21 protein-coding genes are annotated in these 23,543 nt (G+C 68.1%); 7 read left to right on the plus strand and 14 right to left on the minus strand.

Going from position 1 to position 23,543, the window contains the following annotated elements; all coding sequences use genetic code 11:
* The first annotated feature begins 110 nt into the window (after positions 1-110).
* Complete coding sequence (gene fdhD, locus N5C18_RS14500; protein ID WP_279944882.1) at positions 111-956, plus strand: formate dehydrogenase accessory sulfurtransferase FdhD; 846 nt, start codon at positions 111-113, stop codon at positions 954-956.
* 102 nt (positions 957-1,058) lie between these two features.
* Here fdhD and N5C18_RS14505 read toward each other — a convergent pair whose 3' ends face one another.
* Entirely contained in the window at positions 1,059-1,595 is a 537-nt protein-coding gene (locus N5C18_RS14505; RefSeq protein ID WP_006448228.1) for a carboxymuconolactone decarboxylase family protein, read from the minus strand.
* Positions 1,596-1,701: 106 nt separating this feature from the next.
* Here N5C18_RS14505 and N5C18_RS14510 point away from each other — a divergent pair, with 106 nt between their 5' ends.
* The gene (locus tag N5C18_RS14510) at positions 1,702-2,592 is read left to right on the plus strand and encodes an AraC family transcriptional regulator (RefSeq protein ID WP_164241008.1); all 891 of its coding nucleotides are present in this window, start codon (positions 1,702-1,704) and stop codon (positions 2,590-2,592) included.
* 192 nt (positions 2,593-2,784) lie between these two features.
* Here the strand turns inward: N5C18_RS14510 and N5C18_RS14515 are convergent, their stop codons facing one another.
* The 8 genes from N5C18_RS14515 to N5C18_RS14550 form a co-directional block, all read right to left on the minus strand.
* Positions 2,785-3,342, minus strand: coding sequence for a TetR/AcrR family transcriptional regulator (locus N5C18_RS14515; RefSeq protein WP_279944883.1), 558 nt, complete (start codon positions 3,340-3,342; stop codon positions 2,785-2,787).
* Between the two features lie 4 nt (positions 3,343-3,346).
* A complete protein-coding gene (locus N5C18_RS14520; RefSeq protein WP_164241006.1) occupies positions 3,347-4,879 on the minus strand; it encodes an MFS transporter in 1,533 nt (510 codons plus the stop codon).
* Positions 4,880-5,032: 153 nt separating this feature from the next.
* Positions 5,033-5,779 (minus strand): hypothetical protein, encoded by a 747-nt coding sequence (locus tag N5C18_RS14525; RefSeq protein WP_279944884.1) that lies wholly within the window; start codon positions 5,777-5,779, stop codon positions 5,033-5,035.
* Positions 5,779-6,405 carry a DUF3299 domain-containing protein gene (locus N5C18_RS14530; RefSeq protein WP_053509222.1) on the minus strand — a complete coding sequence of 209 codons (627 nt, stop codon included), beginning with the start codon at positions 6,403-6,405 and terminating at the stop codon, positions 5,779-5,781. Before N5C18_RS14530 ends, N5C18_RS14525 begins: the two co-directional genes overlap by 1 nt.
* A complete protein-coding gene (locus N5C18_RS14535) occupies positions 6,395-6,955 on the minus strand; it encodes a DUF3299 domain-containing protein (protein WP_279944885.1) in 561 nt (186 codons plus the stop codon). The genes N5C18_RS14530 and N5C18_RS14535 overlap by 11 nt, the downstream gene beginning before the upstream one ends.
* 2 nt (positions 6,956-6,957) lie before the next feature.
* On the minus strand, positions 6,958-8,211 hold the full coding sequence (locus tag N5C18_RS14540) for an ABC transporter permease (protein ID WP_279944886.1): 1,254 nt from the start codon (positions 8,209-8,211) through the stop codon (positions 6,958-6,960).
* The gene (locus tag N5C18_RS14545; protein WP_279944887.1) at positions 8,204-8,899 is read right to left on the minus strand and encodes an ATP-binding cassette domain-containing protein; all 696 of its coding nucleotides are present in this window, start codon (positions 8,897-8,899) and stop codon (positions 8,204-8,206) included. The genes N5C18_RS14540 and N5C18_RS14545 overlap by 8 nt, the downstream gene beginning before the upstream one ends.
* Entirely contained in the window at positions 8,896-9,429 is a 534-nt protein-coding gene (locus N5C18_RS14550; protein ID WP_279944888.1) for a DUF2796 domain-containing protein, read from the minus strand. The genes N5C18_RS14545 and N5C18_RS14550 overlap by 4 nt, the downstream gene beginning before the upstream one ends.
* A 32-nt stretch (positions 9,430-9,461) precedes the next feature.
* On the opposite strand from N5C18_RS14550, the gene N5C18_RS14555 reads away from it, so the two are divergent.
* Positions 9,462-9,938 carry a MerC domain-containing protein gene (locus N5C18_RS14555; protein ID WP_279944889.1) on the plus strand — a complete coding sequence of 159 codons (477 nt, stop codon included), beginning with the start codon at positions 9,462-9,464 and terminating at the stop codon, positions 9,936-9,938.
* A gap of 110 nt (positions 9,939-10,048) precedes the next feature.
* Here the strand turns inward: N5C18_RS14555 and N5C18_RS14560 are convergent, their stop codons facing one another.
* Positions 10,049-12,181: a TonB-dependent receptor gene (locus tag N5C18_RS14560; protein ID WP_279944890.1), complete on the minus strand. Its 2,133-nt coding sequence runs from the start codon at positions 12,179-12,181 to the stop codon at positions 10,049-10,051.
* Positions 12,182-12,369: 188 nt separating this feature from the next.
* On the opposite strand from N5C18_RS14560, the gene N5C18_RS14565 reads away from it, so the two are divergent.
* Positions 12,370-13,218, plus strand: a complete 849-nt coding sequence (locus N5C18_RS14565; protein WP_279944891.1) for a helix-turn-helix transcriptional regulator — start codon at positions 12,370-12,372, stop codon at positions 13,216-13,218.
* Between the two features lie 65 nt (positions 13,219-13,283).
* On the opposite strand, the gene N5C18_RS14570 is transcribed toward N5C18_RS14565, so the two are convergent.
* From N5C18_RS14570 to N5C18_RS14585, 4 genes are all read right to left on the minus strand, one after another.
* Positions 13,284-14,177, minus strand: a complete 894-nt coding sequence (locus N5C18_RS14570; RefSeq protein WP_279944892.1) for a LysR family transcriptional regulator — start codon at positions 14,175-14,177, stop codon at positions 13,284-13,286.
* A 371-nt stretch (positions 14,178-14,548) separates the two neighbouring features.
* Positions 14,549-17,620 carry a CusA/CzcA family heavy metal efflux RND transporter gene (locus N5C18_RS14575; protein ID WP_279944893.1) on the minus strand — a complete coding sequence of 1,024 codons (3,072 nt, stop codon included), beginning with the start codon at positions 17,618-17,620 and terminating at the stop codon, positions 14,549-14,551.
* Positions 17,617-18,789: an efflux RND transporter periplasmic adaptor subunit gene (locus tag N5C18_RS14580; protein WP_279944894.1), complete on the minus strand. Its 1,173-nt coding sequence runs from the start codon at positions 18,787-18,789 to the stop codon at positions 17,617-17,619. The genes N5C18_RS14575 and N5C18_RS14580 overlap by 4 nt, the downstream gene beginning before the upstream one ends.
* On the minus strand, positions 18,786-20,033 hold the full coding sequence (locus N5C18_RS14585; RefSeq protein ID WP_279944896.1) for a TolC family protein: 1,248 nt from the start codon (positions 20,031-20,033) through the stop codon (positions 18,786-18,788). Before N5C18_RS14585 ends, N5C18_RS14580 begins: the two co-directional genes overlap by 4 nt.
* Before the next feature lie 62 nt (positions 20,034-20,095).
* On the opposite strand from N5C18_RS14585, the gene N5C18_RS14590 reads away from it, so the two are divergent.
* From N5C18_RS14590 to N5C18_RS14600, 3 genes are all read left to right on the plus strand, one after another.
* Positions 20,096-20,770, plus strand: a complete 675-nt coding sequence (locus tag N5C18_RS14590) for a response regulator (RefSeq protein WP_053511655.1) — start codon at positions 20,096-20,098, stop codon at positions 20,768-20,770.
* Complete coding sequence (locus N5C18_RS14595) at positions 20,763-22,145, plus strand: sensor histidine kinase (protein ID WP_279944897.1); 1,383 nt, start codon at positions 20,763-20,765, stop codon at positions 22,143-22,145. Before N5C18_RS14590 ends, N5C18_RS14595 begins: the two co-directional genes overlap by 8 nt.
* 250 nt (positions 22,146-22,395) lie before the next feature.
* Entirely contained in the window at positions 22,396-23,529 is a 1,134-nt protein-coding gene (locus N5C18_RS14600; RefSeq protein WP_279944898.1) for an SUMF1/EgtB/PvdO family nonheme iron enzyme, read from the plus strand.
* Positions 23,530-23,543: the final 14 nt, after the last annotated feature.

Here is a 23,543-nt window from a genome sequence, read left to right on the forward strand (position 1 = left end):
GAAGCGTTTCATGACAACGGTTACCGCCGCGTCAGCGCTCGGCCACTGCGCTATTCTCGATGCCGTGGGTGGTCCACCACCTGCGTTTCTCCCTTGCCCGGATGCGCTGCATGCCTGACTCGACCCCGCCGCACACCCCGCCTGCCGGCACGGCCCAGCGCCCGATGCAGCGCTGGCGCAGCGAGGGGCAACAGCAGCAGGTCGACGTGGTGGCCGAGGAAGTGCCGGTCGCGCTGCGCTACAACGGCGCCGCCTTCGCGGTAATGATGGCCACCCCGTGTGACCTGGAGGACTTCGCGCTGGGCTTCTCGCTCAGCGAAGGGTTGATCACCGCGCCTTCGCAGCTGTTGACCATCGATGTGCGGCCCCAGCTGGAGGGCATCGAGCTGCAGATGACGGTGACCGACGACGCACCCGGCTCCGATCTGGACCCGGCCAACGGGCGCCTGCTGCCCGGCCGTGGCGGCTGTGGCCTGTGCGGCACCCGCCAGCTGGAGGACGTACTGCGTCCGCTGCCGCAGATCCACGGACGCCGCACCTATCCGCATGCCGCGCTGCAACGGGCATTGGCCACCCTGTCGCAGCACCAGCCGATGAACGAAGTCAGTGGTTCCACCCATGCTGCGGCCTGGGCCGACGCCAGCGGCCGGATTGGTTGGGTGCGCGAGGATGTCGGGCGGCACAATGCGCTGGACAAGCTGATCGGCGCGCTGCACCACAACGAACACGTCATCGACGGCGGCCTGCTGGTGATCTCCAGCCGCGCCAGCTACGAGATGGTCAGCAAGGCGGTGCGCGCCGGCGCCAGCGTACTGGCCGCGGTGTCGGCGCCGACCGCGCTGGCGATCGACCTGGCCCGCAGCGCCGGGCTGTGCCTGGTCGGGTTCGCGCGCGAGAACGGGTTCAATGTGTACACCCATCCGGAGCGGCTGCAGGCCGACGAACCAGCTCGGTAGAGTCGACCGCTGGTCGACTAACGCGCGCAGCGCGGGCTTTTCGCCAACTGAACGAAACGCAGTCGACCAGCGGTCGACCCTACCGAAGGGCCGGACGTCACCTCAGCGCAGCGCCACCTTCGGGAAATCCACCGGCACGTCGAACGCTACGTTGACGTAGTTGGTGAACAGGTTGAGTGCCACATGGGCGAGGATTTCAACGATCAGCTCATCGTCGAAACCCGCCGCGCGCAGCGCCTGCACATCGCCATCGGTGATCTGTGCGCGCTGCTCGACCACTTTCAGTGCGAAGTCCAGTGCGGCGGCCGTGGCCGGATCGCTGGACTGGCCGATCTGTGCGGCGGCCATCTGTTCGCCACTGGCGCCGGCCTTGCGACCCAGCGCGGTGTGTGCGGCCAGGCAGTACTCGCAGGCATTGCGGTTGGCGATGGCCACGGCGATCTGCTCGCCCAGCAAAGGTGACAGGCGGCCAGCGCCCAGCGCGCCGAACGCCCCCCACATGCTCTGCAGCGCGGCCGGAGAATTGGCCACGGCACGGAACATCGCCGGAGTGGCACCGAAGGCGGCATGCACCTGGCCCAGCAGGGCCTGGCGGTCGGCGGTGGTGGCGGATGCATCGATCAGGGGGACACGGGACATGGTGGATCTCCTTGGGAAAGCGCCCGGGATTGGACGACCCGGCCATCCTAGGTAGACTCCATGGACATATCAGGCCATATCGGCCGCTTGTATTGTCCATTCGTCCATGAACGCTTCTACAACCCAGACGGATACCTCCGCGCCTGACCGCCTGTCCTCGCTGCTTGAACGTTTCCGCGTACAGGCCGCGCTGTTCCACAGCGGCCCGCTGTGTGGGCGGCACGTGTTCGCGCCGCAGCCCGGGCGCGCGTTCCTGCACATCCTTCGCCAGGGCGAGATGGAGGTCCGCCATCCCGATGGCGATACCGCACTGCCACGACTGAAGATCGACAGCCCCAGCCTGCTGCTGTACCCGCAGCCGCTGCACCACGTGTTCCACAACGCGCCGCTGGAGGGACCGGATTTCACCTGCGCCACGCTGGATTTCGATGGTGGTGCGCGCAATCCGATCGTGCAGTCACTGCCGCCGGTGATGGTGGTGCCGCTGGCTGCGATCAGCGAACTGGACGACACCCTGCACCTGCTGTTTGCCGAGGCTGATCGCCAACGCTGTGGTTCACGGCTGCTGACCAACCGCCTGTTCGAAGTGGCGTTGATCCAGATCCTGCGCTGGGTGGTCGATCACCCGGATGCGGCGGGTGTCAGCCATGGGCTGATGCGCGGCCTGTCCGATGCAAGGCTGGCGCGCACGCTGGTCGCAATGCACCAGGCGCCACAGCACGAATGGACGCTGCCGCGAATGGCGGCCACCGCCGGCATGTCGCGCAGCGCCTTCGCGGCAGTGTTCAAGGAGGTGATGCAGGCGACACCCGCGAGCTACCTGCTGGACTGGCGGCTGAGCCTGGCCTGCGCGCAGCTGCGTGCGGGTGTGGCGGTCAAGCAGGTCGCCATCGAGGTGGGGTTTGCCGATACCGCGTCGTTGTCGAAGGCCTTCCGCAAGCGGCTGGGGGCGTCGCCACGGGCGTGGTTGGCCGCGAGCGCGGCGCAGGCTGGGTAAATGGGTAAGGGGTAGAGTCGACCGCTGGTCGACTATCGCGCGAAGCGCGGGGGTTTCGTGGCCTGGCCGAAGAGCAGCCGACCAGCGGTCGGCTCTACCACGGGTGATGTCGGCGCGTTCGTGGCCTGGCCGAAGGGCAGCCGACCAGCGGTCGGCTCTACCAAGAGCAATGCTCGCGCGATGGCCGATGGCCTAGCTGGCCGCCCCATCGGACTTCGCCAGCAACCCGGCGATGCGTTCGGCCACCTGGGCACGCACGCTTTCATCCAGCTGCCCTTCGTACATCGCTTCGTAGATCCACAGGCCATCGGCCGCCAGCCGCGCCACGAAATTGTCCAGCGCGGCCGGGTCGTCCTGCCCGGGTGAAGGCGGCAACGGCGCCCAGCGTCGTACCGCCGGGCCCCACGGGCGCTCATCGGCATCCGGGTCGGCCGATTCGAGCATGAACATCAGCTCGGCACGGGTGGCGCTCTGCGCCGACACCCGCACGAAGGTCTGGTGGCGCTCCAGCGCGGTGGCCTCATCCGCGCGCTTGCCCAGCAGCGCTTCCATCGACGCTTCCCATGCCTGCACCAGATGCTCGTCGATGCCGCGCAGCAGCGCCTCGCGCGAGGGGAAGTGGTACAGCAGGCCACCGCGGGTCAGCTGGGCCTCGGCCGCCACCGACTCGAAGGTCACCGCACGCACGCCGTCACGATTGATCACGTTGACGGCGGCGTCGAGGATGCGGTCGCGCTTGCTGGTTCTCATCGCATCATTTTACGCGATCGGCCGCGCCCTCGCGGCTGCCGACTCGGCCGCGCAGCAGGCGCGCGATGATCGTCGCACCGACCGCCAGCATCACCGTGATCACCAGCAGCACGATCTGGTAGCCGCGGTCGTACGCAGCCGTGGCCAGCGTGAACCACTCGCTCTGCCCGCTCTCGCGTGCCACATGCAGGGCCTGGGTGAAGCCCTCGCGTGCCAGCGCCGGCATGTCGGCCGAGGCCGGCAGGAAGGCGCTGTACATCGCCGCGCTCAGGCTGCCCAGCATCGCCACCGCCAGCAGGCCACCGAATTCGTAGGAGACTTCCTCCACCGACGAGGCCATGCCCGCACGGTGCGCCGGCACATTATTGAGGATGGCGGTGGACGCCACCGAGATGGCCGAGCCCATGCCAAAGCCGGTGATGGCCATGCCGGCCACCACCCAGCCCAGGCCGTGCGGGAAGCCGAACGCAACCACGCCGACACCCACCGCGCCTGCGGCCAGGCCACCGCAGATCAGCGGACGCAGGCCGACCCGGTGCAGGATGCTGCCGCCCAGCAACGCGCTGGGCAGGCTGCCCAGCGCCGCCACCGAGACCAGCAGGCCCGCCTGCAACGGGGTGAAGCCCGCCACCAGCTGGAAGCGCTGGGTGGTGACCAGCTGCAGGCCGGCCATCGCGAACAGGGTGAACACCGCCGACAGCGTGCCGGCCAGGAACGCGGGATTGCGGAAGATCGCGAAGTCCAGCAGCGGGTACGGCAGCTGCTGCTGGCGCCGCGCGAACGCCGCACCGCTGATGACCGCCAGCAGCAGCGCGCCGGCACCGAGCGCGTACGACGGCGGCGTGGCGATCAGCGACTTGATCGCCAGCACCAACCCGGACAGCGCAGCCAGCGCCAGCACCGACGACACCAGATCCCATGGGCGCGAGGTATCGCGCTGGCCTTCCGGCGCCAGCAGCAGCGTGGCCACGAAGGCGACCACCACCACCGGCACGTTGATCAGGAACACCGAGCCCCACCAGAAATGCTGCAGCAGCCAGCCACCGATGATCGGGCCGAGCGCGGCGCCGACGATCGCCACCGAGCCCCAGATCGCGATGGCGATGTTGCGCTCGCGCTCTTCGTGGAAGCTCAGGCCGATCAGCGCCAGCGTGGCCGGCATCATCGCCGCCGCACCGACCGCCAGGAACGCGCGCGCAGCGATCAGCTGCGCGGCACTATCCGCGAATGCCGCAGCCAGCGAAGCAACGCCGAACACCACCAGGCCGATCAGGAACATGCGGCGGTGGCCGATGCGATCGCCGAGCGTGCCGGCGCCGAGCAGCAGGCCGGCCATCACCAGCGGATAGGCATTGATGATCCACAGTGCCTGGCCGGCACTGGCCGACAGTTCTTCAGTAAGTGTGGGCAGCGCGGTGTAGAGCACGGAGTTGTCCAGCGTGACCAGCAGCAGGCCGGCGGCAACGGTGAACAACAGCGCCCAGCGACGGGCGCGCGACAGGGCCGGAGCACCGGCCAAGGGCTGGGACAGAGCCATGGGAGAACCTGGTGGGGATGAAATACCGGCATAACTATACCGGATATCCGGTATAGTTATGAGCTTCGAAATCGACCGGTTCAGCTTCTGTAGCGGCTAGCCTGTTCGACCGGACGCCCCAGCCAGGCATGGCCTGGCTCTACGGGTAAACACTCACCGGCAGTCTTCCGGCAATGCGGCAATCGCGGACACCACGGCCGCCTGCATGCCCTGCCCCACGGCCATGTCCAGCTCGCCACCGATGCCGCCGTGCTGGCGGCGCAGTTCGTCCTCGCACAGGCCGCGCACCCGCCCGCGTGCATTGGCGCGCAGGCTGCTGCAACGCCAGTCGGTGCCGCCCAGCGGCAGCACCGAATACACCACGCTGTTGCAGGCATTGCCGGCGCGCTGCTGCAACGACAGGCCAGCGAAGTCACGTGGTTCACTGCTGCGCTGCGGATCGAAGTAACTGTCGGGGAAGGTGCGCGCGTACTGCTCGATGTCCACGTCCATGCTGCGGCCCGCCGCCAGCGGCATCTGCAACGGCTGGCCACAGCGCAGGGCATCGGCGCGATGCTGGATGTACTGGTAGATCGGCCGGTCGAGCGTGGGATCCTGCTGGGTCACCGCGCTGACCGCCGCCAGCACCGGCAGCGACGCACGATTGGCCATGCGCGCCAGCAGCCCCGCCTGTGCTGGCTGGCAGCGATCACGCAGCGTGGCCGCCAACAGGAACAGCACGTCGTTGCGAAAGGCCGGTTCTTCGATCAGGCGCTGTTCGATGCGCTGGCGCGCATCCGCCGCGGGCGCCGGGAACGCGATCGCCGGCGGCTCGGAGACCGCGGCGCGCCGATGCCACCACACGGCCAACACCACGCCGCACACCAGCATGCTCGCAACGATGACCCAGCGCGCGCGCATCAATTGTGGATCGCCGTCAGCGTTGCCGCTGCGGCGTCGTAGGACGCGCTGGCGATATCCGCATCGAAGCGCTTCACCTGCAGGCGGCCGGCCAGCCGGTACGGGTCCCACAGGTCGCCGAGCGCGATCGGCGTGGCCAGGGTCACATGGATGATCTGGTTCGGCGGTGGTGGCGGCACATGGATGCAGGCGCCGTAGAACGGCACGAACAGCAGTTCGTCGACCAGGCCGGCGTCGTTGGTACCCAGCGGCACCACGTAGCCGTCCAGATCCACGGCGCGGCCATCGGCGGCATCGACCACCTGCGACGAGCCGAACTGCCTGGCGCGGTCGGGGCTGGAATGGTCGATCTCCTGCCCCGGCGGCGTGCCGGAACCGGTGTCGTCGATCAAACCGCCCACGCCGTCCATGCCATTGCGTGACAGGCCGATCTGCGGCGGCGGCCGCTGATAGGTCACTTCATCGGGCCGCAGCGCATCCCAGCGGTTGATGGGAGCATCGGCCACCGTTGGCTGCGCGGAATGCGCGGTCTGCGCGGGGCTGACAGGTGCGGCGGTCGGCACCGGCTGCGTACAGCCAGCCAGGCACAGGCAGCCCACCAGCATGCCAACGTGCTCACGGTTCATAGGGCCTCAGATGCGCATCGCGCATGGTGTAGGCAGAACCGGCCAGGTCGTCGTCCAGCCGCTCTGCGCTCAGGGTGCCGGCCAGGAAGTACGGCGAGTACATGTCCGGCATTTCGATCGGGCGTGGCAGCAGCACGTGCACGATCTGGTTGGGCGGTGGCGGCGGCACGTGGATGCAGGCGCCGTAATACGGCACGAACAGGAACTCGGTCAGGCGCCCATCCTGCGCGTTGGCCAGCGGCACCACGTAGCCCGGCAGGCGCACCGGTCGTTCCAGTACCGCGTCCACGGTGCGGAAGGTGCCGAACTGCGGCATGCGCCGGTTGCCGTTGTGTTCGACCTCGGGGCCCTCGCCCCGCTCCAGCGCGGCCAGCTCATCGCCGGGCATCATCTGCAGCCAGTCCAGCTCCTGTTCTTCAGCCGTGCCCGCCGTCACGGCACCACTGCGGTCGATCACCGGCGACGGCGGCAGCGCCTGCACGCCGCTATCCACCGGCCGCTCGCAGGCAGTCAGGAGCAGCAGCATCGGCAGCATCCACAAGCAGCGCATGCTCAGCCTCCCGGCGACAGGCCATCGGCCAGCGTGCGCCGATAGGCCAGCAGCGCCGGCACCAGCCCGGCCACCGCGCTGATCACCAGCACGCCGACGATCCACGCCAGCTCGCGAGCGTCCGGCCAGACATGGGTGATCGACAGTCCGAAGCTGGCCAGCGCCCACGCGCGGCCCGCCAGGCTGGCCACGGCCAGCGCCGCCAGCGCGAGCACGCAGGCCAACGCGCTGGTCGCCACCGCTTCAACCACCAGCAGGGCGGCGATGTAACCCGGCCGCGCACCGATCGCACGCAGCACGGCCATCTCACGCCGCCGTTCCTGCAGGGTCGAAACCAGCAGCGCCACCAGCGACACCATGCCCAGCAGCACCACCATCGCGCTGATCAGCTGCAGGGCACGTTCGGCCGTGCCCAGCGACTGCCACAACTGCTGCAGGGTCACGCCCGGCAGGATCGCCAGCATCGCCTCGTCCGGGTACTCGTTGATCCTGCGCTGCACCGCGAAGGTGGCAATGCGCGAGTTCAGGCCGAGCATGAACGCGGTGATGCTGGTCGGGGTCAGATCCAGGTGACGCGCCTGCTCGGCGCTGACGCTCTGGCTGCGCAGCTGCACACCCGAGCGCCAGTCCACATGGATCGCCTCGATGGCCGGCAGCGAGACCAGTACCGATGAATCCACCGGCGTGCCGGTGCGCTGCAGGATGCCGGCCACGCGGAACGGCTTGTCGGCATGGGTGGCCAGCGTAACCGCGCCGGTGCCGTGGGCCAGCACGATCTCATCGCCGAGGCCGACCCGCTGCGCAGCGGCCACTTCGGCCCCGATCACCGCATCGTACAGATCGTCGAACGGCCGGCCCTGCGCGAAGGCCAGCGCGTGACCGGCGCCGTAACGGTAGTGATCGAAGTAGCCGCCACTGGTGCCGACCACGCGGTAGCCACGCCAGGAGTCACCCAGTGACAACGGCACCGCCCACTTCACCTGCGGCAGCGCCGACAGCTCCTGGTAGGACTGCCAGGACACATTGTTGGTCGGGTCACCGATATGGAACACCGAATACAGCAGCAGGTTCACCGGCCCCGAACGCGCACCGACGATCAGATCGGTACCCGACACCGTGCTGGCAAAACCTTCATGCGCCTGCGTGCGCACGCGTTCAACGCCCAGCAGCAGCACCACGCTGAGGGTGATCACCAGTACGGTGAGGCCAACACTCAACGCGCGGCTGCGCAGGCTGGCCCAGGCAAGCTCAAGCATGGGGTTCACCTGCGCGATTGATCTCCGCCAGCGCAATGGTGCGGTCGAACAGCGGCTGCAGGCCATCGTCGTGGCTGACCACCACCACCGTGGTACCGGCCGCCTCGCATTGTGCGGACATCAACTGCAGGAAGGCTGTGGCGGCATCCCGGTCCAGCGCCGAGGTCGGTTCATCGGCCAGCAGCACCGCCGGCCGGCCAATCAGCGCACGAGCGGCCGCCACGCGCTGCTGCTGGCCGACACTCAGGGTGCCCGCGCGCCGCTGCATCAGCGCCGGGTCCAGTTGCAGGGCGCCCAGCAGTCGCGCGATCTCGGCGTCCAGCGGCCCGCTGATGCGCTCGCTGCGCAGGCGCGAGAAGCGCAGGCCCAACGCAACGTTGTCGCGCACGCTGAGGAACGGCAGCAGGTTGAACTGCTGGAAGATCACGCCCAGGTGGTCGGCGCGGAAGCGGTCGCGGCGGGCGCCGCGCATGGCCTGCAACGCCTGCCCGGCCACCTCGACGCGGCCCTTGCCGGGCAGCAGCACCCCGGCCAGCAGTCCCAGCAGCGTGCTCTTGCCGCCACCACTGATGCCGCGCAGCAGCACGCTGCTGCCCTGCTCGATCCACAGCTGCGGAATGTCCAGCACCAGGCGCAGCCCATAGCCGAACTGCACCTCATCCAGCCTGATCAGCGCAGCGCCGCTCACGGTGCCAGTACCACGCGCAGCTGGGTGGCGGTCAGCACACTGCGGCCCTGGCCATGTTGGGTTGCGGTGTTGACGATGACCTCGTGCAGGCCGGGGAATACCGCCGGCAGCCGCATCACCAGCGCGCGCAATGCCGCTGGATTGGCACAGCGGTACTGCAGGTTGGCGCTGAAGCCGGCGTGGCGGTGTTGCCCGGCTGCCGGTGCCGCAGTGGTTGCATCGAAACCCTCGGCGCTGGCATCGCTGCTGGCCAGCCGGCAATGCGCCGCCGTCGGCAGCGTTACCCAGCTGCCACTCTTCAGCACCGCGGTGGCGCGTGCCAGCGATGCCCGCTCAGCGGCGTTGGCTGGCGGACGCTCGAAATCGAGGATGCCGATACCCGGCGCCTGCAGGGCCAGTTCCAGCACGCCCTGATCGAGCGCGAGATCAATGGTGGCCTGGCCGTGCACGTGCGCACCGAGCTGGCGGACGTCATGGGCCTGCGCGGCGCTGGCAGCCAGCAGCAGGAAAAGAGCAGCAGGAAGCTTCATGGGAGAGACTCCAATTGTTACTATGTAACATTATGGACCACATCCCCTCGATGCCCGCAAGGGCCCTGGCCCAGCCGCCAGCTTCGGCACGCTGGCATCCCCGCCTCGATCTCGCAGGTGCCTGGCTGTCGCTGGCCTGTGCCGCCCATTGCATCGCCCTGCCGTTGCTGCTGGCGTTCGTGCCGGCCGCGATGATGGCGCTGCGCTCGTTCCAGCACCCCGGCCATGGCGCGATGACGCTGCTGCTGGTGATGTCGCGCTGGGAGTGGCTGTTCGCGCTGGCGGCCTCGGCGCTGGCGCTGGCCAGCACCACGGCAGGGCTGCGCCGGCATGGCCGCAGGTGGCCGCTGCGGCTGGCCTGCGTGGGCGCCGGCCTGCTGCTGTCGGCGTCGTTGTATCTGCCGCTGAAGGAATCATTGCTGTGGCACGGCGTGGCAACGGCCTGCGGTGGCGTGCTGCTGGCCTGTGCGCATATCGGCAACCGGCGCGCTCTGCACAGCCACCGGTAGCGCTGCGAAGATGCCGGCCAGCGGCCGGCACTACCTGTCGTTGGAAGCGCGGGCCGTCCGCGCCGCACCACCACCGGTAGCGCCGGCCGCTGGCCGGCGTGCCCGCCTCGTCAGAAGCGATAGCCCACTTCCGCGCCGAAGATGCGCGGGCTGTCGACCGGACCGTAGTAATTACCGTCGCGGCCGAACGCCAGGTTGTCGAAGATCAGGCCGTTGATGCGGCGCTTGTTGGTAAGGTTCTGTACGAACACGCGTGTGCTCCACGGCCCGCGCTCATAGCCCAGCTGCACGCCCAGCACCGCGACGGCCGGCTGGAACGCGCGGTTGCGCTCGTCCAGCGCGCTGGAACCGGTGAACTGCGACTCCAGCCGCGCGTAAAGGCCAGACTCGAACTGGTAGCGCGCCGCCAGATAGCCGGTGTAATGCGGGGTCAGCTTGACCCGCTTGCCGTCCAGGTTCTGGTCGACGCTGACCCACAGCCTGGTGTACTTGGCATCGACATAGCCCACATTGGCCATCAGGGTGAAGCCGGGCATCACCTCGAACACGCCTTCAAGTTCCGCGCCGCGCGAACGGATCGACGCATCCGAGCCCACGTAGTCCGACGAGATCGGGCGGCCGTTGGCATCGGTGGCCACCTGGATCTCCTGCCAGTTGTCCGAGGTGATGTGGAACAGCGCACCGCCGATGTGGCCACGGCCGCCGGCCAGGTTCATCTTGAAGCCCAGCTCATGGCTCCACATGCGCTCGGACTCATAGCGCAGCACCTTGTCGTTGACCACATCGCTCTGCGCTGCGGCCAGGTTGAAGCCGCCCGGAATGTAGCCCTTGGCCGAGGCCGCATAGAACGACAGGTCGTCGGTGGCGTCGTAACGCAGCGACACCCGCGGCAGCGTCGCCGAGAAGGTATGCGCCAGCGCGGCATCGCGGTACAGCACGCGGCCGCCGGCACCCAGATCCAGCGCACCGGCACGCTGCTCGGTGGAACGCCGCGCCTGCTCATGGCGCAGGCCCGCACTTGCGGTCAGTTGCGGAAGCGACGGGAAGGTGTAGCTGGCGGTGGCGAACACACTGTAGTCCTCCCCCTTCGAGGTCTGCCGCGGCGCCAGGTTGTAGCTGTCCAGCCCGCGCAGCGCAGGGCCGACGAACGTACCCAGGATCGAATCCTTGCTGTTGCGGTAGGTAGACACACCGGCCATCCAGGTCAGCGCCTGGTCACTGGGCGAACTGAAGCGCGCCTCGGCCGTCCATTCGTTCTTCCGGTCGTAGATGCGGCCTGCCAGTGCCGCGCTCTGGGTCATGTCGAAGTCGTAGCCGGCCGAGGTCACTTCCTCGTTCCGCCAGGAGGCGGCCACGTCCAGCGTGCCGGCCTGCAGCTGCCATTGCGCACTCAGGCCCGCCACCGACTCATCTTTCGCGGTGCGCTTGGGCGCGTCATTGATGTAGGTGAAATCACCGGCGCGACGGCCGCCGTTGAGCGAGGTGCCGTAGGTGCGGTTGTACAGGCCGGTATCCAGTGGCAGGTACTCGTACTCGAACATGCCCGGCGCGCGGGTGCGCAGATGGTAGGCCAGTGCATTCACCGAAACATAGTCGCTCGGCCGCCAGCGCAGCTTGCCCTGCAGGTAGCCCTCGCCCACCCTGCCGCGCGCCCCGGAGGGCGTGAGGTTCTTCAGGTAGGCATCCTCGTCCGAGCCCATGAACGCCACCGAGCCGGACAGGCGGCCATCGTGGCTCAACGGGCCGGCCAGGAAGCCGTCCAGTGCCGTGCCGTTGCCATTGCCGAACCAGGTACTGCGCACATTGAGTTCGCCTTCGCGCGCATCGGCCGGACCGCGCGTGCGCACCAGCACCAGGCCGGACTCGCTGTTGGCCCCGTACAGCGTGCCCTGCGGCCCGCGCAGCACCTCCACCGACTCGACCTGGTTGAGCACGGCATTGCTCAGTTCACGGAACGGAATGCCATCGATGTAGACCGATGCTCGGTTGACCAGGAACGGATTGGACTCGATGCCGCGGATCGAGATGAACATGTTGCTCAGTTGGCCCATCGCATTGAACTTCACGTTCGGTGCGAGCTTGTCGAGGTCACGGAACTCGGTGACACCGGCCTCTTTCAGCGCCTGCCGATCAAGCACGGTGACCGACAGGTCGCTCTTCAGGTACGGGGTATCGCGCTTGGAGCCGGTGACACGGACACCGTCAAGCGTGGCCGGGTCGGCCTGCTGGGCAAGCGCGGGCATGGCAGGAATGAGCAGGGATGCCGCAACAAGGGCGGCAGCAGGCGTGGACGACTTCAACGGACAGACCTCAACGGATGGAAAGGCGGACGCGCGGGCGGCGGCAGCGCGGGTCAATAGTGTTATTCTGTAACATTCGCGCCATCCCGCCACTCCATTCGCGGCAGCGCCGCTCCATTTCCGGATCCGTGATGCCCGCCCTCGCCGACCAGCTGCTGCGCGAAACCGGCCCCCAGCCTGCGGCCGCCCACGTCAGCCCGGACGGGGCGGTGCTCCTGCTGCGCCACCGCTTCGAGGCCAGCGAAGGCGAGATGGGCCATCCGCGGCAACTGCGCCTGGGCATGGCCATGGCCGGCGGAGGGTGGTTGCAGCAGCGCACGCTCACCGGCGTGCTGCAGGCCCCGTGGCGACCGGGCCAGTTCAACCTGGTCCTGCCTGGCGACAGCGGCACCTACGCCAGCCCCGCCGTCGACGTGCTCGGCATTGCCATCGACACCCACGCGTACCCACATGACGCGCCCACGCTGCAGCACCTGCAACCGCTGGCGGCGCGGCTTCACCACGACCCGGTGGTGGCCTCGGTGCTACAGGCGCTGTGGTGCAGCGCGCAGGCCGGTGCGTGCCTGCCCGGTTTTCTCGAACACGGCGCGCAGGTGCTGCTGCATCGCCTGGGCCAGCTTGCCGGCCAACGGCGCGAGGTGGGCGGCACCGCCACACCCCTGTCGGCACAACGGCTGCTGCAGCTGAAGGACTACATCGATGCACAGCAGGGCCAGCCGCTGGGCGTCACCCAGTTGGCTGCCGCCGTGCAGATGCAGCCGTCCAGCTTCAGCCGCGCGCTGCGCGCCGCTACCGGTCTGCCACCGTATGCGTTCCTGACCCGGCACCGCATGCAGCGGGCCGGCGCCGCGCTGGCGCAGGGCCGCAACGTCACCGAGGTCGCCCTGGCCAGCGGATACGCCAACCCCAGCAAGTTCAGCGCGGCGTTCCGTCGCGTGCTTGGCTGTTCGCCCTCGGCCTGGATCGGGCAGGCGCGGTAATGACGGCCGCTGGCCGGCAACCCGGGCCTGCACGATGCAATGCGGACGCCGGCCAGCGGCCGGCACTACCCCGCCCGATCGAACAGCGCCGCCACCCAGTCGATGAACACCCGCAACCGCGGCGAGGGCGTGCGGTTGCGCGGGTAGACCAGGTTCAGCGGGCTCGGCGTTGGCGGCATCTGCGGCAGCAGTTCGACCAACTCGCCCCGCGCAATGTACGGATCCATGCGGTAACGCGGTGCCTGGATGATGCCCAGCCCTGCCAGCGCAGCGCCGAGGAACGCATCCGCACCGGACACCAGCACCCGCGCCGGCAACGGCACGTACCGGACCTGCCCGTCCTGCTGGAACTCCAGGGGAATCAGCTGGCCAGTGGCGCTGGAGCGATAGCCGACCATGTCGTGGCCGTTCTTCAGCGAGTCGATATCCACGGGCAGGCCCCGGGCCTGCACATAGCCCGGCGAGGCCACGGTGACCTCGCGCAGCAGCGTCAACCGTCGCGCCGCCAGGTCGCTGTCGGCCAGCGTGCCGACCCGGATCGCCGCATCCACGCCTTCGCGCAGCAGGTCGACATAACGGTCTCCCTCACTGACGTCCAGCTCGATGTCCGGGTAGCGCTGCAGGAAGTCCGGCAGGTGCGGAAACAGCAGATGCCGGCCCAGCGTGCCATGCACCTCGATGCGCAGCGGGCCACGCGGTGGCACGTCACGGAATGCGGCCTCGGCGTCGTCCATGTCGGCGATCAGTCGCAGGCAACGACCGTAGAAGACTTCACCCTCCAGGGTCGGTGCCACCAGTCGCGTGGTCCGGTTCAACAGGCGCACGCCCAAGCGCTGCTCCAGCGCCTTGATCGCGTCGGTCACCGTGGCCCGTGGCAGGCCAAGATCCTCGGAGGCGCGGGTGAAACTGCGGCGCTCGACGATACGGACGAAGGCGCGCATGGCCGTAAAGCGGTCCATTGTTCGGCTATCCGGATGGTGTCGGCTGATTATGCACGATTGTCCGCCGTGGGCCGGTGCTGCATGCCAACCAAGGTTGGCATCTACCAGATCACGGCACGCTGTTCGTCGCCCGCTGGGTGGCCGCCTTGGCGCATGCCAACCAAGGTTGGCATCTACCAGAGCACGGCACGCTGTTCGTCGCCCGCTGGGTGGCCGCCTTGGCGCATGCCAACCAAGGTTGGCATCTACCAGATCACGGCACGCTGTTCGTCGCCCGCTGGGTGGCCGCCTTGGCGCATGCCAACCAAGGTTGGCATCTACCAGGGCACGGCACACCGGTAGTCGCCCACCTTGGTGGGCGTTCCGCGCGTGCCGACCAAGGTGGGCATCTACCGCGCCTCGCGGCGGCGGTGCACCCAGTAGTACAGCGTGGGCAGCACCAGCAGGGTCAGCAGCATCGCCGACAGCAGGCCGCCGATCACCACCACCGCCAAAGGCTTCTGGGTCTCGGCACCGATCGCGTGCGAGGTCGCCATCGGCAGCAGGCCGAACATCGCCAGCAGCGCGGTCATCAGCACCGTGCGCAGGCGCTGCAGCGAACCCTGCACCACCGACTGCAGCAGGTCCATGCCCTGTTCGCGCAGCTGGGCGAAGCGACTGAGCATCACCACCCCGTTCAACACGGCTTGCCCGAACAATGCAATGAAGCCGATCGCCGCCGACACCGACAACGGAATGCCGGTCAGCCACAGCGCCAGGATGCCGCCGATCATCGCCAGTGGCACGTTGGCCAGGATCAGCGCCGCACTGCTGATGTCCTTGAAGGCATCGAACAGCAGCACGAAGATCAGCAGCACCGACAGCGGAATCACCCAGCCCAGCCGCTTCATCGCGCGCTGCTGGTTCTCGAACTCGCCGGACCACTCCAGCCGGTAGCCCTCCGGCAGCTGCACGCTGGCGTCCACGCGCTTGCGCATGTCGGCCACCACGCTGCCCATGTCGCGCCCGGCGATGAAGATGCTGACCGCCTTCACCCGCTGCGCGTTCTCGCGCGAGATGTTGATCGCGCCGCTGGCCATGCGGAACTCGGCCAGATCGGACAGCGTCACCGCGTGGCCGTCACCGATGCCCACCGGCACCGTGCGCAGCCGCTGCAGGTCACGATCGGCATCGTCCAGGCGCAGCGTGATCGGGAACCTGCGATCCCCCTCCCACAGTTCGCCGACCTGGCGCCCGCCCAGTGCGGTCTCGATCACTTCGTCGATGTCGCGCACATTCAGCCCATAGCGCGCGGCGCGGTCACGGTCGATCTCGATCTGCAGTTGCGGCAACGCGCCGTCGCGGTCGATGAAGGCACTCTCCACGCCGTCCACGCCGCGCACCTGGCCGAGAATCGCCTGGGCCTGCCGGTTCAGCACGTCGAGGTCCGAGCCGCTGACCTTGATCACCACCTGCCCCTTGATCTGCGAAATGCTCTCCAGGATGTTGTCGCGCACCGGCTGCGAGATCGAGAATTCCGGCCCCGGTATGCGCTGCTCCAGCGTGCGCTGCAGGTCGCTCACCAGCTGCCGCTTGTCCACGCCCTTCGGCCATTCCTTCTCCGGCTTCAATGCCACCAACGCCTCGATCTGGTTGGCGCCCTTGGCATCGGAACCATCTTCCGGGCGGCCCAGCTTGGCCACCACCGTCGATACCTGCGGGAACGTGCCGACCAGTTCGCGGATGCGCCGCGACTGCTGCTGCGCCTCGGCCAGGCTGGTGCTGGGGTCGAGCGTGGCGGTCAACCAGATCGAACCCTCGTCCAGCTCGGGCAGGAACTCCGAGCCGAGCCGCGTGCCCAGCGCCAGTGTGCCGACCAGCAACGCCGCCGCGGTCAGCACCACCGCACGCGGGCGGGCCAGCGCACGCTCCAGCACCGGCTTGTACCACCCGGTCAGGCGGTCCATCAGCGGATTGCCGTCGCGCATGCGGTCGCGCCGTAGCCACCAGTAGCAGAACAGCGGCACCACGGTCAGCGCCAGGATCAACGCACCGATCAACGCCGAGGTCACCGAATAGGCCATCGGCGCGAACATGCGGCCTTCCTGGCGCTGCAGGGTGAAGATCGGGATATGCGCGGCGATGATGATCATCATCGAGAAGAACGTCGGCCGCCCCACTTCCGATGCCGCTGAAAGGATGGTCGAGAAGCGCGTCTTCCTGTCTGCCGTGGGGGGCAGCTTCGACAGCCGCGAGACGATGTGCTCGGTGACGATCACCGCACCGTCGATGATGATGCCGAAGTCCATCGCCCCCAACGACAGCAGGTTGGCCGGCACGCCCCACAGGTGCAGGCCGAGGAAGGTCGACAGCAGGGCCAGCGGCATCATCGCCGCCACGATCAGCGCCGCGCGGGCGTTGTACAGGAACAGCCACAGCACCAGGAACACCAGCACGGCGCCTTCCAGCAGGTTGCGGAACACCGTCTTCAGCGTAGTGGAGACCAGCCAGGAGCGGTCGTAGAACGGCTCGATGCTGACCCCGGCCGGCAACTGGTTCGCCTCGATCTCGGCGATGCGCGCATGCAAGGCGTCGAGCACGTCGGACGGATTCTCGCCCTTGCGCATCAGCACCATGCCGAACACCGCATCGTCGTTGTCATCCTGCCCGACCAGGCCCTGCCGCGGCAGCCCGGTGTCAGCAATGCTGGCCAGGTCGCGTACCAGGATCGGCGTACCACCGCGCTGCCCGACCACCACGTTGCCGATGTCGGCCGGCGAGCGCATCAGGCCCACGCCGCGGATCAGGAACTGCTGCTGGCCACGCTCCACGTAACCGCCGCCGGCATTCGAACTGCCTTTCTCCAGTGCCTCGGCGAACTCACCGAGGCTGATGCCGCGGTCGCGCAGCTTGTCCAGGTCCGGCTTGACCTGAAAGGTGCGCGCGAAGCCACCGAAGCTGATCACGTCGGCCACGCCCGGCACGGTGCGCAGGCTGCGCTCCATCGTCCATTCCTGCACGGTGCGCAGCTGGGTCGAGGTCAGGTGCGGACCTTTCAGTACGTAGCGGTAGATCTCGCCCACCGCCGAGCTCATCGCCTCCAGCTCCGGCGTCACTCCTTCCGGCAGCTCCACGCCCTGCAGGCGTTCCAGCACCTGCTGGCGCGCGAAGTAGTCATCGGCCTTGTCATCGAAGGTCAGGATGATCATCGACAGGCCGAACTGGGTATGCGAGAACACCCGCACCGAATGCGGGATGCCGGACAGCGCCACCTCCAGCGGCATCGTCACCTCGCGCTCCACCTCTTCGGCAGCGCGGCCCGGGTGCAGCGAGACCACCGTCACCTGGGTATCGGACACGTCAGGGAAGGCTTCCACCGGCAGCACGCGGAACGCGGCGATACCCGCGCCGATGAACAACAGCAGCGCCAGCATCACCATCAGCGGCTGGCGCAGGCAGTAGGCAATCAGGCGATCGATCATGGGGCGGCGTGCCCCGTGCCGCTGCTGGCCGCCGTCGGCGCACTGTCGACCAGCTGCTGCAGCAGCAGGCCACCTTCGACCACCACCCTGCTGCCTGCCGCCAGGCCCTCACGCACCCACAGGCGGCCATCGCCCAGTTCTTCGGCATGCACGGCGTGGCGCACGAAGCGGCCCTTGCCCTCCTCCACGAACACCACCTGCGTGCCGTTGATCAACAGCACCGCCGCATCCGGCAGCGAGACGCCGCCCTCGGCCGGCAGCGCCACCTGTGCGCGCACATACTGCCCGGCCTTGAATCCACGCGAGCGGTTGTCCAGCTCGGCGCGGGCCTGGACCACGCGACGCTCGCTGTCGACGAAGTCATCCACATGCTGCAGCGTGGCCTGCAGGGGTTTGCCATCGGCGCCGGGCACGCTCACCGGCATGCCGGCCTTCAATCGCCCGGCCAGGCTTTCGGGAATGTCCAGCAGCAGCCACAGGCGATCTGGATCGCCGATCACCGCCAGCGGCTGTTCGCTGTCGGGGCTGACCGACATGCCCGGGCTCATCCGCCGTTCCACCAGCACGCCCTCGATGGGCGCGCGCAGCGGCAGGCGCTGGTCGACGTGCTGGCCGTTGCCATAGGCCTTGGCGAAGGCGGTTGCGCGCGCATGATCGGCCTGGCTGCCAGCAAAGTTGGCCTCGGCCTCGTCCAGCTCGCGCCCGGACGCCACGCCAGCGGCGTGCAGCTCGCGGGTGCGCTGCAGCTCCTTGCGCGCCTGCTGCAGCTCGGCGCGGCCCCGTGCGCCCTCCGCCTGGGCCTGGCCGAACTCCGGCGAAGTGATCCAGGCGATGACCTGGCCCGCCTTTACCCGCTGGCCCGGCTGCGCCTCGATGCGCGCGACCTGCCCCGGCAGCGGCGTGCGCAATGCGCTGGAGCGGGTCTCATCCCAGACCACACGGCCCGGCAGCTGCAGGCTGGCACTGGCACCGGCGGTGACCGCCTCGCTGCGCAGCACGTCCAGCTGGCGGCTGTCGGCCGGGAACTGGATCTGGCCGGCACTGACCTGCGGCGCATCTTCGGTATACGACGCCGGCTCGCGGCCACAGCCACTGAGCAGGGCCAGTGCCAGCAACACCGGCAGCAGCGCATGGCGCGCGCGCGGGCGATGGGCAACGGTGGACTTCATCGGGACTCTCCTTCGGCAGCGGATGTGGCGGCTTCCCAGCGCGCCAGGGCAATGGCATGGTCGGCACGCGCCTCGATCAGCGCGGCCTCGAAGTCGCGCCAGCTGCGGCGCGCATCCAGCAGGTCGGTCAGGCTGGCGGCACCGCGGCGGTAGGCCAGCTCGATGCCCTGCACCGCCTTGCGCGCGGCATTGGACTGCAGCCCTTCGTAGTCGCTGCGGCGCTGCGCGGCGAACTGCGCGCTGGCCTGCAGCTGGTCCAGTTCGGCGCGCGCTTCGCGCTGCAGCACCTGCAGTTCCAGTGCGGCACTGTCCCGATCCGCTTCGGCGCGCTGGATGGCACCGCGTGCGCGCGACGGTCCACCCAGAGGAATGGTCAACGACACCCCCCAGGTGACACCGCTGATGTCGGTCGGCTCGCGCTCGGCCTCCACCCCCAGCTGGATGTCGCGGTGGCGCTCGCTGCGCGCCAGCGCCACACCGGCATCGGCGGCGGCCAACCGCGAGTGCGCCGCACGCAGATCGGCACGCTGCTGCGGATCGAACGCACGCGTGGCGGCCACACTGCGTGTGTCGGGCCACGGGTCGTCGGCACTGAGACTGCTGCTGTCATCACTGCCGAGCAGCAGCGCCAGCGCGTGCCGGGCGTCACGCAGATCCAGCGCCGCCTCGCGCGCGGCATCGGCCACGGCAAGATCGTCCACCGCCAACCGCGCACGATCGACCGGCGCCATCGCCCCGGTTGCGACCTGCTTGTCCGCTGCGGCCATCTGTTCGGTCGAACTCTGGCGGTTGGCCTCGGCAATCTGCGCCCGCTCCTGCGCGCTCTTCAGGCCGAAATAGGCCTCGTGCAGCGCCACCTGCTGGCGGCGCCGGGTATCGAGCATTTCCAGCCCGGCCACCTGCAGCAACGCGTCCGCCTGGCGGATGCGCAGCGCTCGCTTGCCACCACGCTCCCAGGTCCAACCCACACCCAACGTGCTGTCCACCCGCTTGTCCTGCCAGCGGCCGGGGCCGATGCCATGCTTGGGGCTGATCTTGCTGCTGCCGATCGACAACTCGGCTGCGGGCCGCAGGGCAGCGGTCTGCGCATCCCCCTGCACGCCACGCAGCTCCAGTGCCGCCGCACGCAGGTCCGGGTTGTGCGCCTCCATGGCGCGCTGCGCGTCCGCCAGGGACAGCGCCGAAGCTGCGGGCGCGCACACGAGGGCGGCCAGCACAGCCGCAAGTCGAGAGGAGAAATTCATGCGCGTCACGGTAAGGTGACGCACTTGCGCCAAACTTGCCCCAACCTTGCACGAAGCTTGCAATGCGAATCCTGCTGATTGAAGACGACGCCGCCCTGGCCGATGGACTGATCCGTGCCCTGCAGGGCGCCGGGCATCTGTGCGATCACCTTTCGCGCGGGCTGCATGCGCCGGCCGCGCTGGCCAGCGCGCCGTATGACGTGATGGTGCTCGACCTGTCGCTGCCCGATGTCGATGGCCTCGACCTGCTGTCGCGGTTGCGCAACGACGGTGTCACCCTGCCGGTATTGATCCTGACCGCGCGCGATGGCATCGACGATCGCATTCTTGGCCTCGACCGCGGTGGCGATGACTACCTTGCCAAGCCTTTCGCACTGGGCGAACTGGAAGCGCGGCTGCGTGCGCTGTCACGCCGCCGCAGCGATGCACCGGCGCAGAAGCGGCTGGGCCGGCTGTGCTTCGACAGCATCCGCAACGAGGCGCAGGTCGATGGCCAGCGTGTCGAGCTGACCGCGCGTGAGCTGGCGCTGGTCGAGGCGCTGATGCAGCATCCCGGCCGCACCGTCACCAAGCAGCGCCTGTTCGATGCGCTGTACAGCTGGGACCACGAGGCCAACCTGTCGGTGATTGAAGTGCATGTCAGCCGCCTGCGCCGCAAGCTGGAACAGGCGCGTGCCGGCGTTGGCATCCGCATGCTGCGCGGGCTCGGCTACCGGCTGGAGGCCGGCGGTGACTGAGCGCGTGCACAGCCTGCGCGGCCTGCTGCTGCGGCGCCTGTGGTTGCCGCTGCTGGTGTTGATGCTGTGCAGCGCGGTGGGTTCATTCGCACTCGCGCGCTTCTACGCTGGCCAGGTCTACGACCGCTGGCTGCTGGACTCGGCGATGTCGCTGTCCGAACTGGTAGAGGTGCAGGATGGACGCGCCTCGATCGAGATCACGCCGGCGGTGTCACGCATGTTCACGTGGGACACCACCGACGAAGTGCATGGCGAAGTGGTCGATGCCGGGGGCGGACGCCTGTACGGTGACCTGCCCGAAGCATTGCCCCGCCCTGCCGTTGCCGCTGGAGGTGATGGCGAGGCCGTCTACTACGACGCACGACTGCGTGGGCAGCCGGTGCGCATGGTCGAAGTAGTGGTCAGCGCCGGGCCCGGCCACGAGATCCGGCTACGCGTGGCCGAAACACTGCGCAAGCGCCACCGGCTGGAGCGCAAGCTGCTGATGACCAGCATCCCGTTCCAGGCTGCGATTCTCGCGCTGGCGGCGTGGCTGGCGTGGTCGGGTACCGGCGCCGCCGCGCGCCATGCCAACCAGGTGGCACGCCGCTTGGCCAGCCCTCGCCCGGACCCGCTGGCGCCATTGGAGCCTGCACAGGAGGCGCCGCGCGAACTGTGGCCGGCGGTAGAGGCCTACAACGCGCTGCTGCAGCGCCTGGACGCGATGCAGGCCGCGCAACGGCGTTTCGTCAGCAATGCCGCGCATCAGCTGCGCACGCCGTTGGCGGCAATGCAGGTGGAACTGGAGAGTTCATTGCGCCAGCATGATCCGCAGGCGCAGCAGCTGGCGTTGTCCGGCACGCTGGCCGGGCTGGCGCGGCTGCAGCACCTGGTCAACCAGCTGCTGATGCTCAGCCGTTCCGAAGATCCGCAGGGCAGCGCGTTGCCGCTGCAGCCGGTGGATCTGGCGGTGCTGGCGCGCGGCGTGGTGGAGCGCTATGCGGACAGGGCGTTGGCCGCAGGCGTAGACCTGGGTTACGACGGGCCCGACGAGGGCGTGGCGATCCAGGGTGATCCGCAGCTCCTGCGCGAAGCGCTTGGCAATCTGCTGGACAATGCGCTGCGCTATGGCAGCGTGCGCGGGGTGATCACGCTTGGCCTGCAGCAGGACGCCGAAGGCCTGCAGGTCTGGGTGGACGACGACGGCGCCGGCATCGCCGAGGCCGAGCGCGGGCGTGTCACGGAACGCTTCTACCGGGCCAGCAGCGAGGGCGACGGCTGCGGTCTGGGGCTGGCGATCGTGGCAGAGATCGCACAGCGGCATGGTGCGGCATTGGTGATCGATACCGCCCCGATCGGCGGCGCGCGGGTCGGATTGCGGTTTCGCTCCCGGTAGATGCCCACCTTGGTGGGCATCCGCTGCGACCGTAGCGGGACATATCGGTGGACGCCAATCTTGGTTGGCGCTGCCCATCGGCAGCCCTTGATTACGAAGCGACCAGCCGTACCCGGCTGCACCTGGCGCGATGCCTGAGCCGTGGAGCCGCCACGCGCCTTGCGGCAGCGTTGTTACGCTGATTCAGTCCATCCAGAACTGATCGGTGCTTCTCATGCCGCCTCTTCGACCCGTCCTTCTGAAATCCCTTGTGCCAACAGCACTTCTGCTGACGGCGTGCCAAGGTTCGACCGTCAAAACGCCCCAGAAGCACTCACCTGAGCTCACAGCGCGCATCGAAGCACTGTCGCAAAAGACCAAAAAAGACCTTGTGGAGGTGGAAGGCGGCACCTTCATCATGGGTGATTTCGGCCCCATCGATCCGCGTGCAAAGATGCCTTACAGCGGTGAGCGCGACGACGACGTACTGCGTGAGGTAACACTGAGCAGCTACGCGATCGGTGCGAAGAAGATCACCTACGCCGACTTCGATGTGTACACCGATGCGACGGGGCAACCTCGTACCGCACAGTATCCGATGGATCTGGAGTACCGGAACCTACCGGACGACCTGCCCGTCGGCGTGAGCTGGGAGGCCGCGCAGCAGTACTGTGGATGGGTGGGAGAACTGATCGGACGCAAGATGGAACTTCCGACGGAGGCCCAGTGGGAGTACGCAGCACGTAACCGAGGCCAGTTCGTGATCTGGCCCACCGATGATGGCAGCGTCGACAATGGGCGGAATGTTGGGGATTACAAAACCATAAACCGCTACGGATCCCAGCACGGCTTCACAAATGGGCCGGCACCTCTGGGCCGGTACCCGCCCACGCCACTGGGCTTGTATGACATGATCGATCATGGCTTCGAGTGGGTCTATGACTGGTACCAGGATGCGTACGATATCTCTGACGTCAATGATCCACGCGGACCGATGCACGGCGAGCAGAAGGTGCAACGGAGTCACAGTGATCGTGGTGGAGATTCGCTTTTCATCGTGTCGATGACGTTTACGCGATTCCAAGCGCCGCCTGATCCTGGCCCCGATCTGTACCTTCCGGAAGATGCAAGGCATGAGTTCAACCCCAATCGGGCAAACAAATTCCGCTGCGCAGCAGACGCGTCTCCGCGTCCTTCGGGAAGCACCGCTTCACGCCCCTCATCCCTGTCACTAGTGCCCCCTGTATCCAGGCATTGCTACGCTGATTCAGTCCATCCAGAACTGATCGGTGATTCTCATGCCGCCTCTTCGACCCGTCCTTCTGAAATCACTTGTGCCAACAGCACTTCTGCTGACGGCGTGCCAAAGTTCGACCGTCAAAACGCCCCAGAAGCACTCTCCTGAGCTCACAGCGCGCA

The sequence above is a fragment of the Stenotrophomonas sp. GD03930 genome (genome assembly GCF_029839665.1).
In the GTDB taxonomy this organism is placed as follows: Bacteria; Pseudomonadota; Gammaproteobacteria; order Xanthomonadales; family Xanthomonadaceae; genus Stenotrophomonas; species Stenotrophomonas forensis.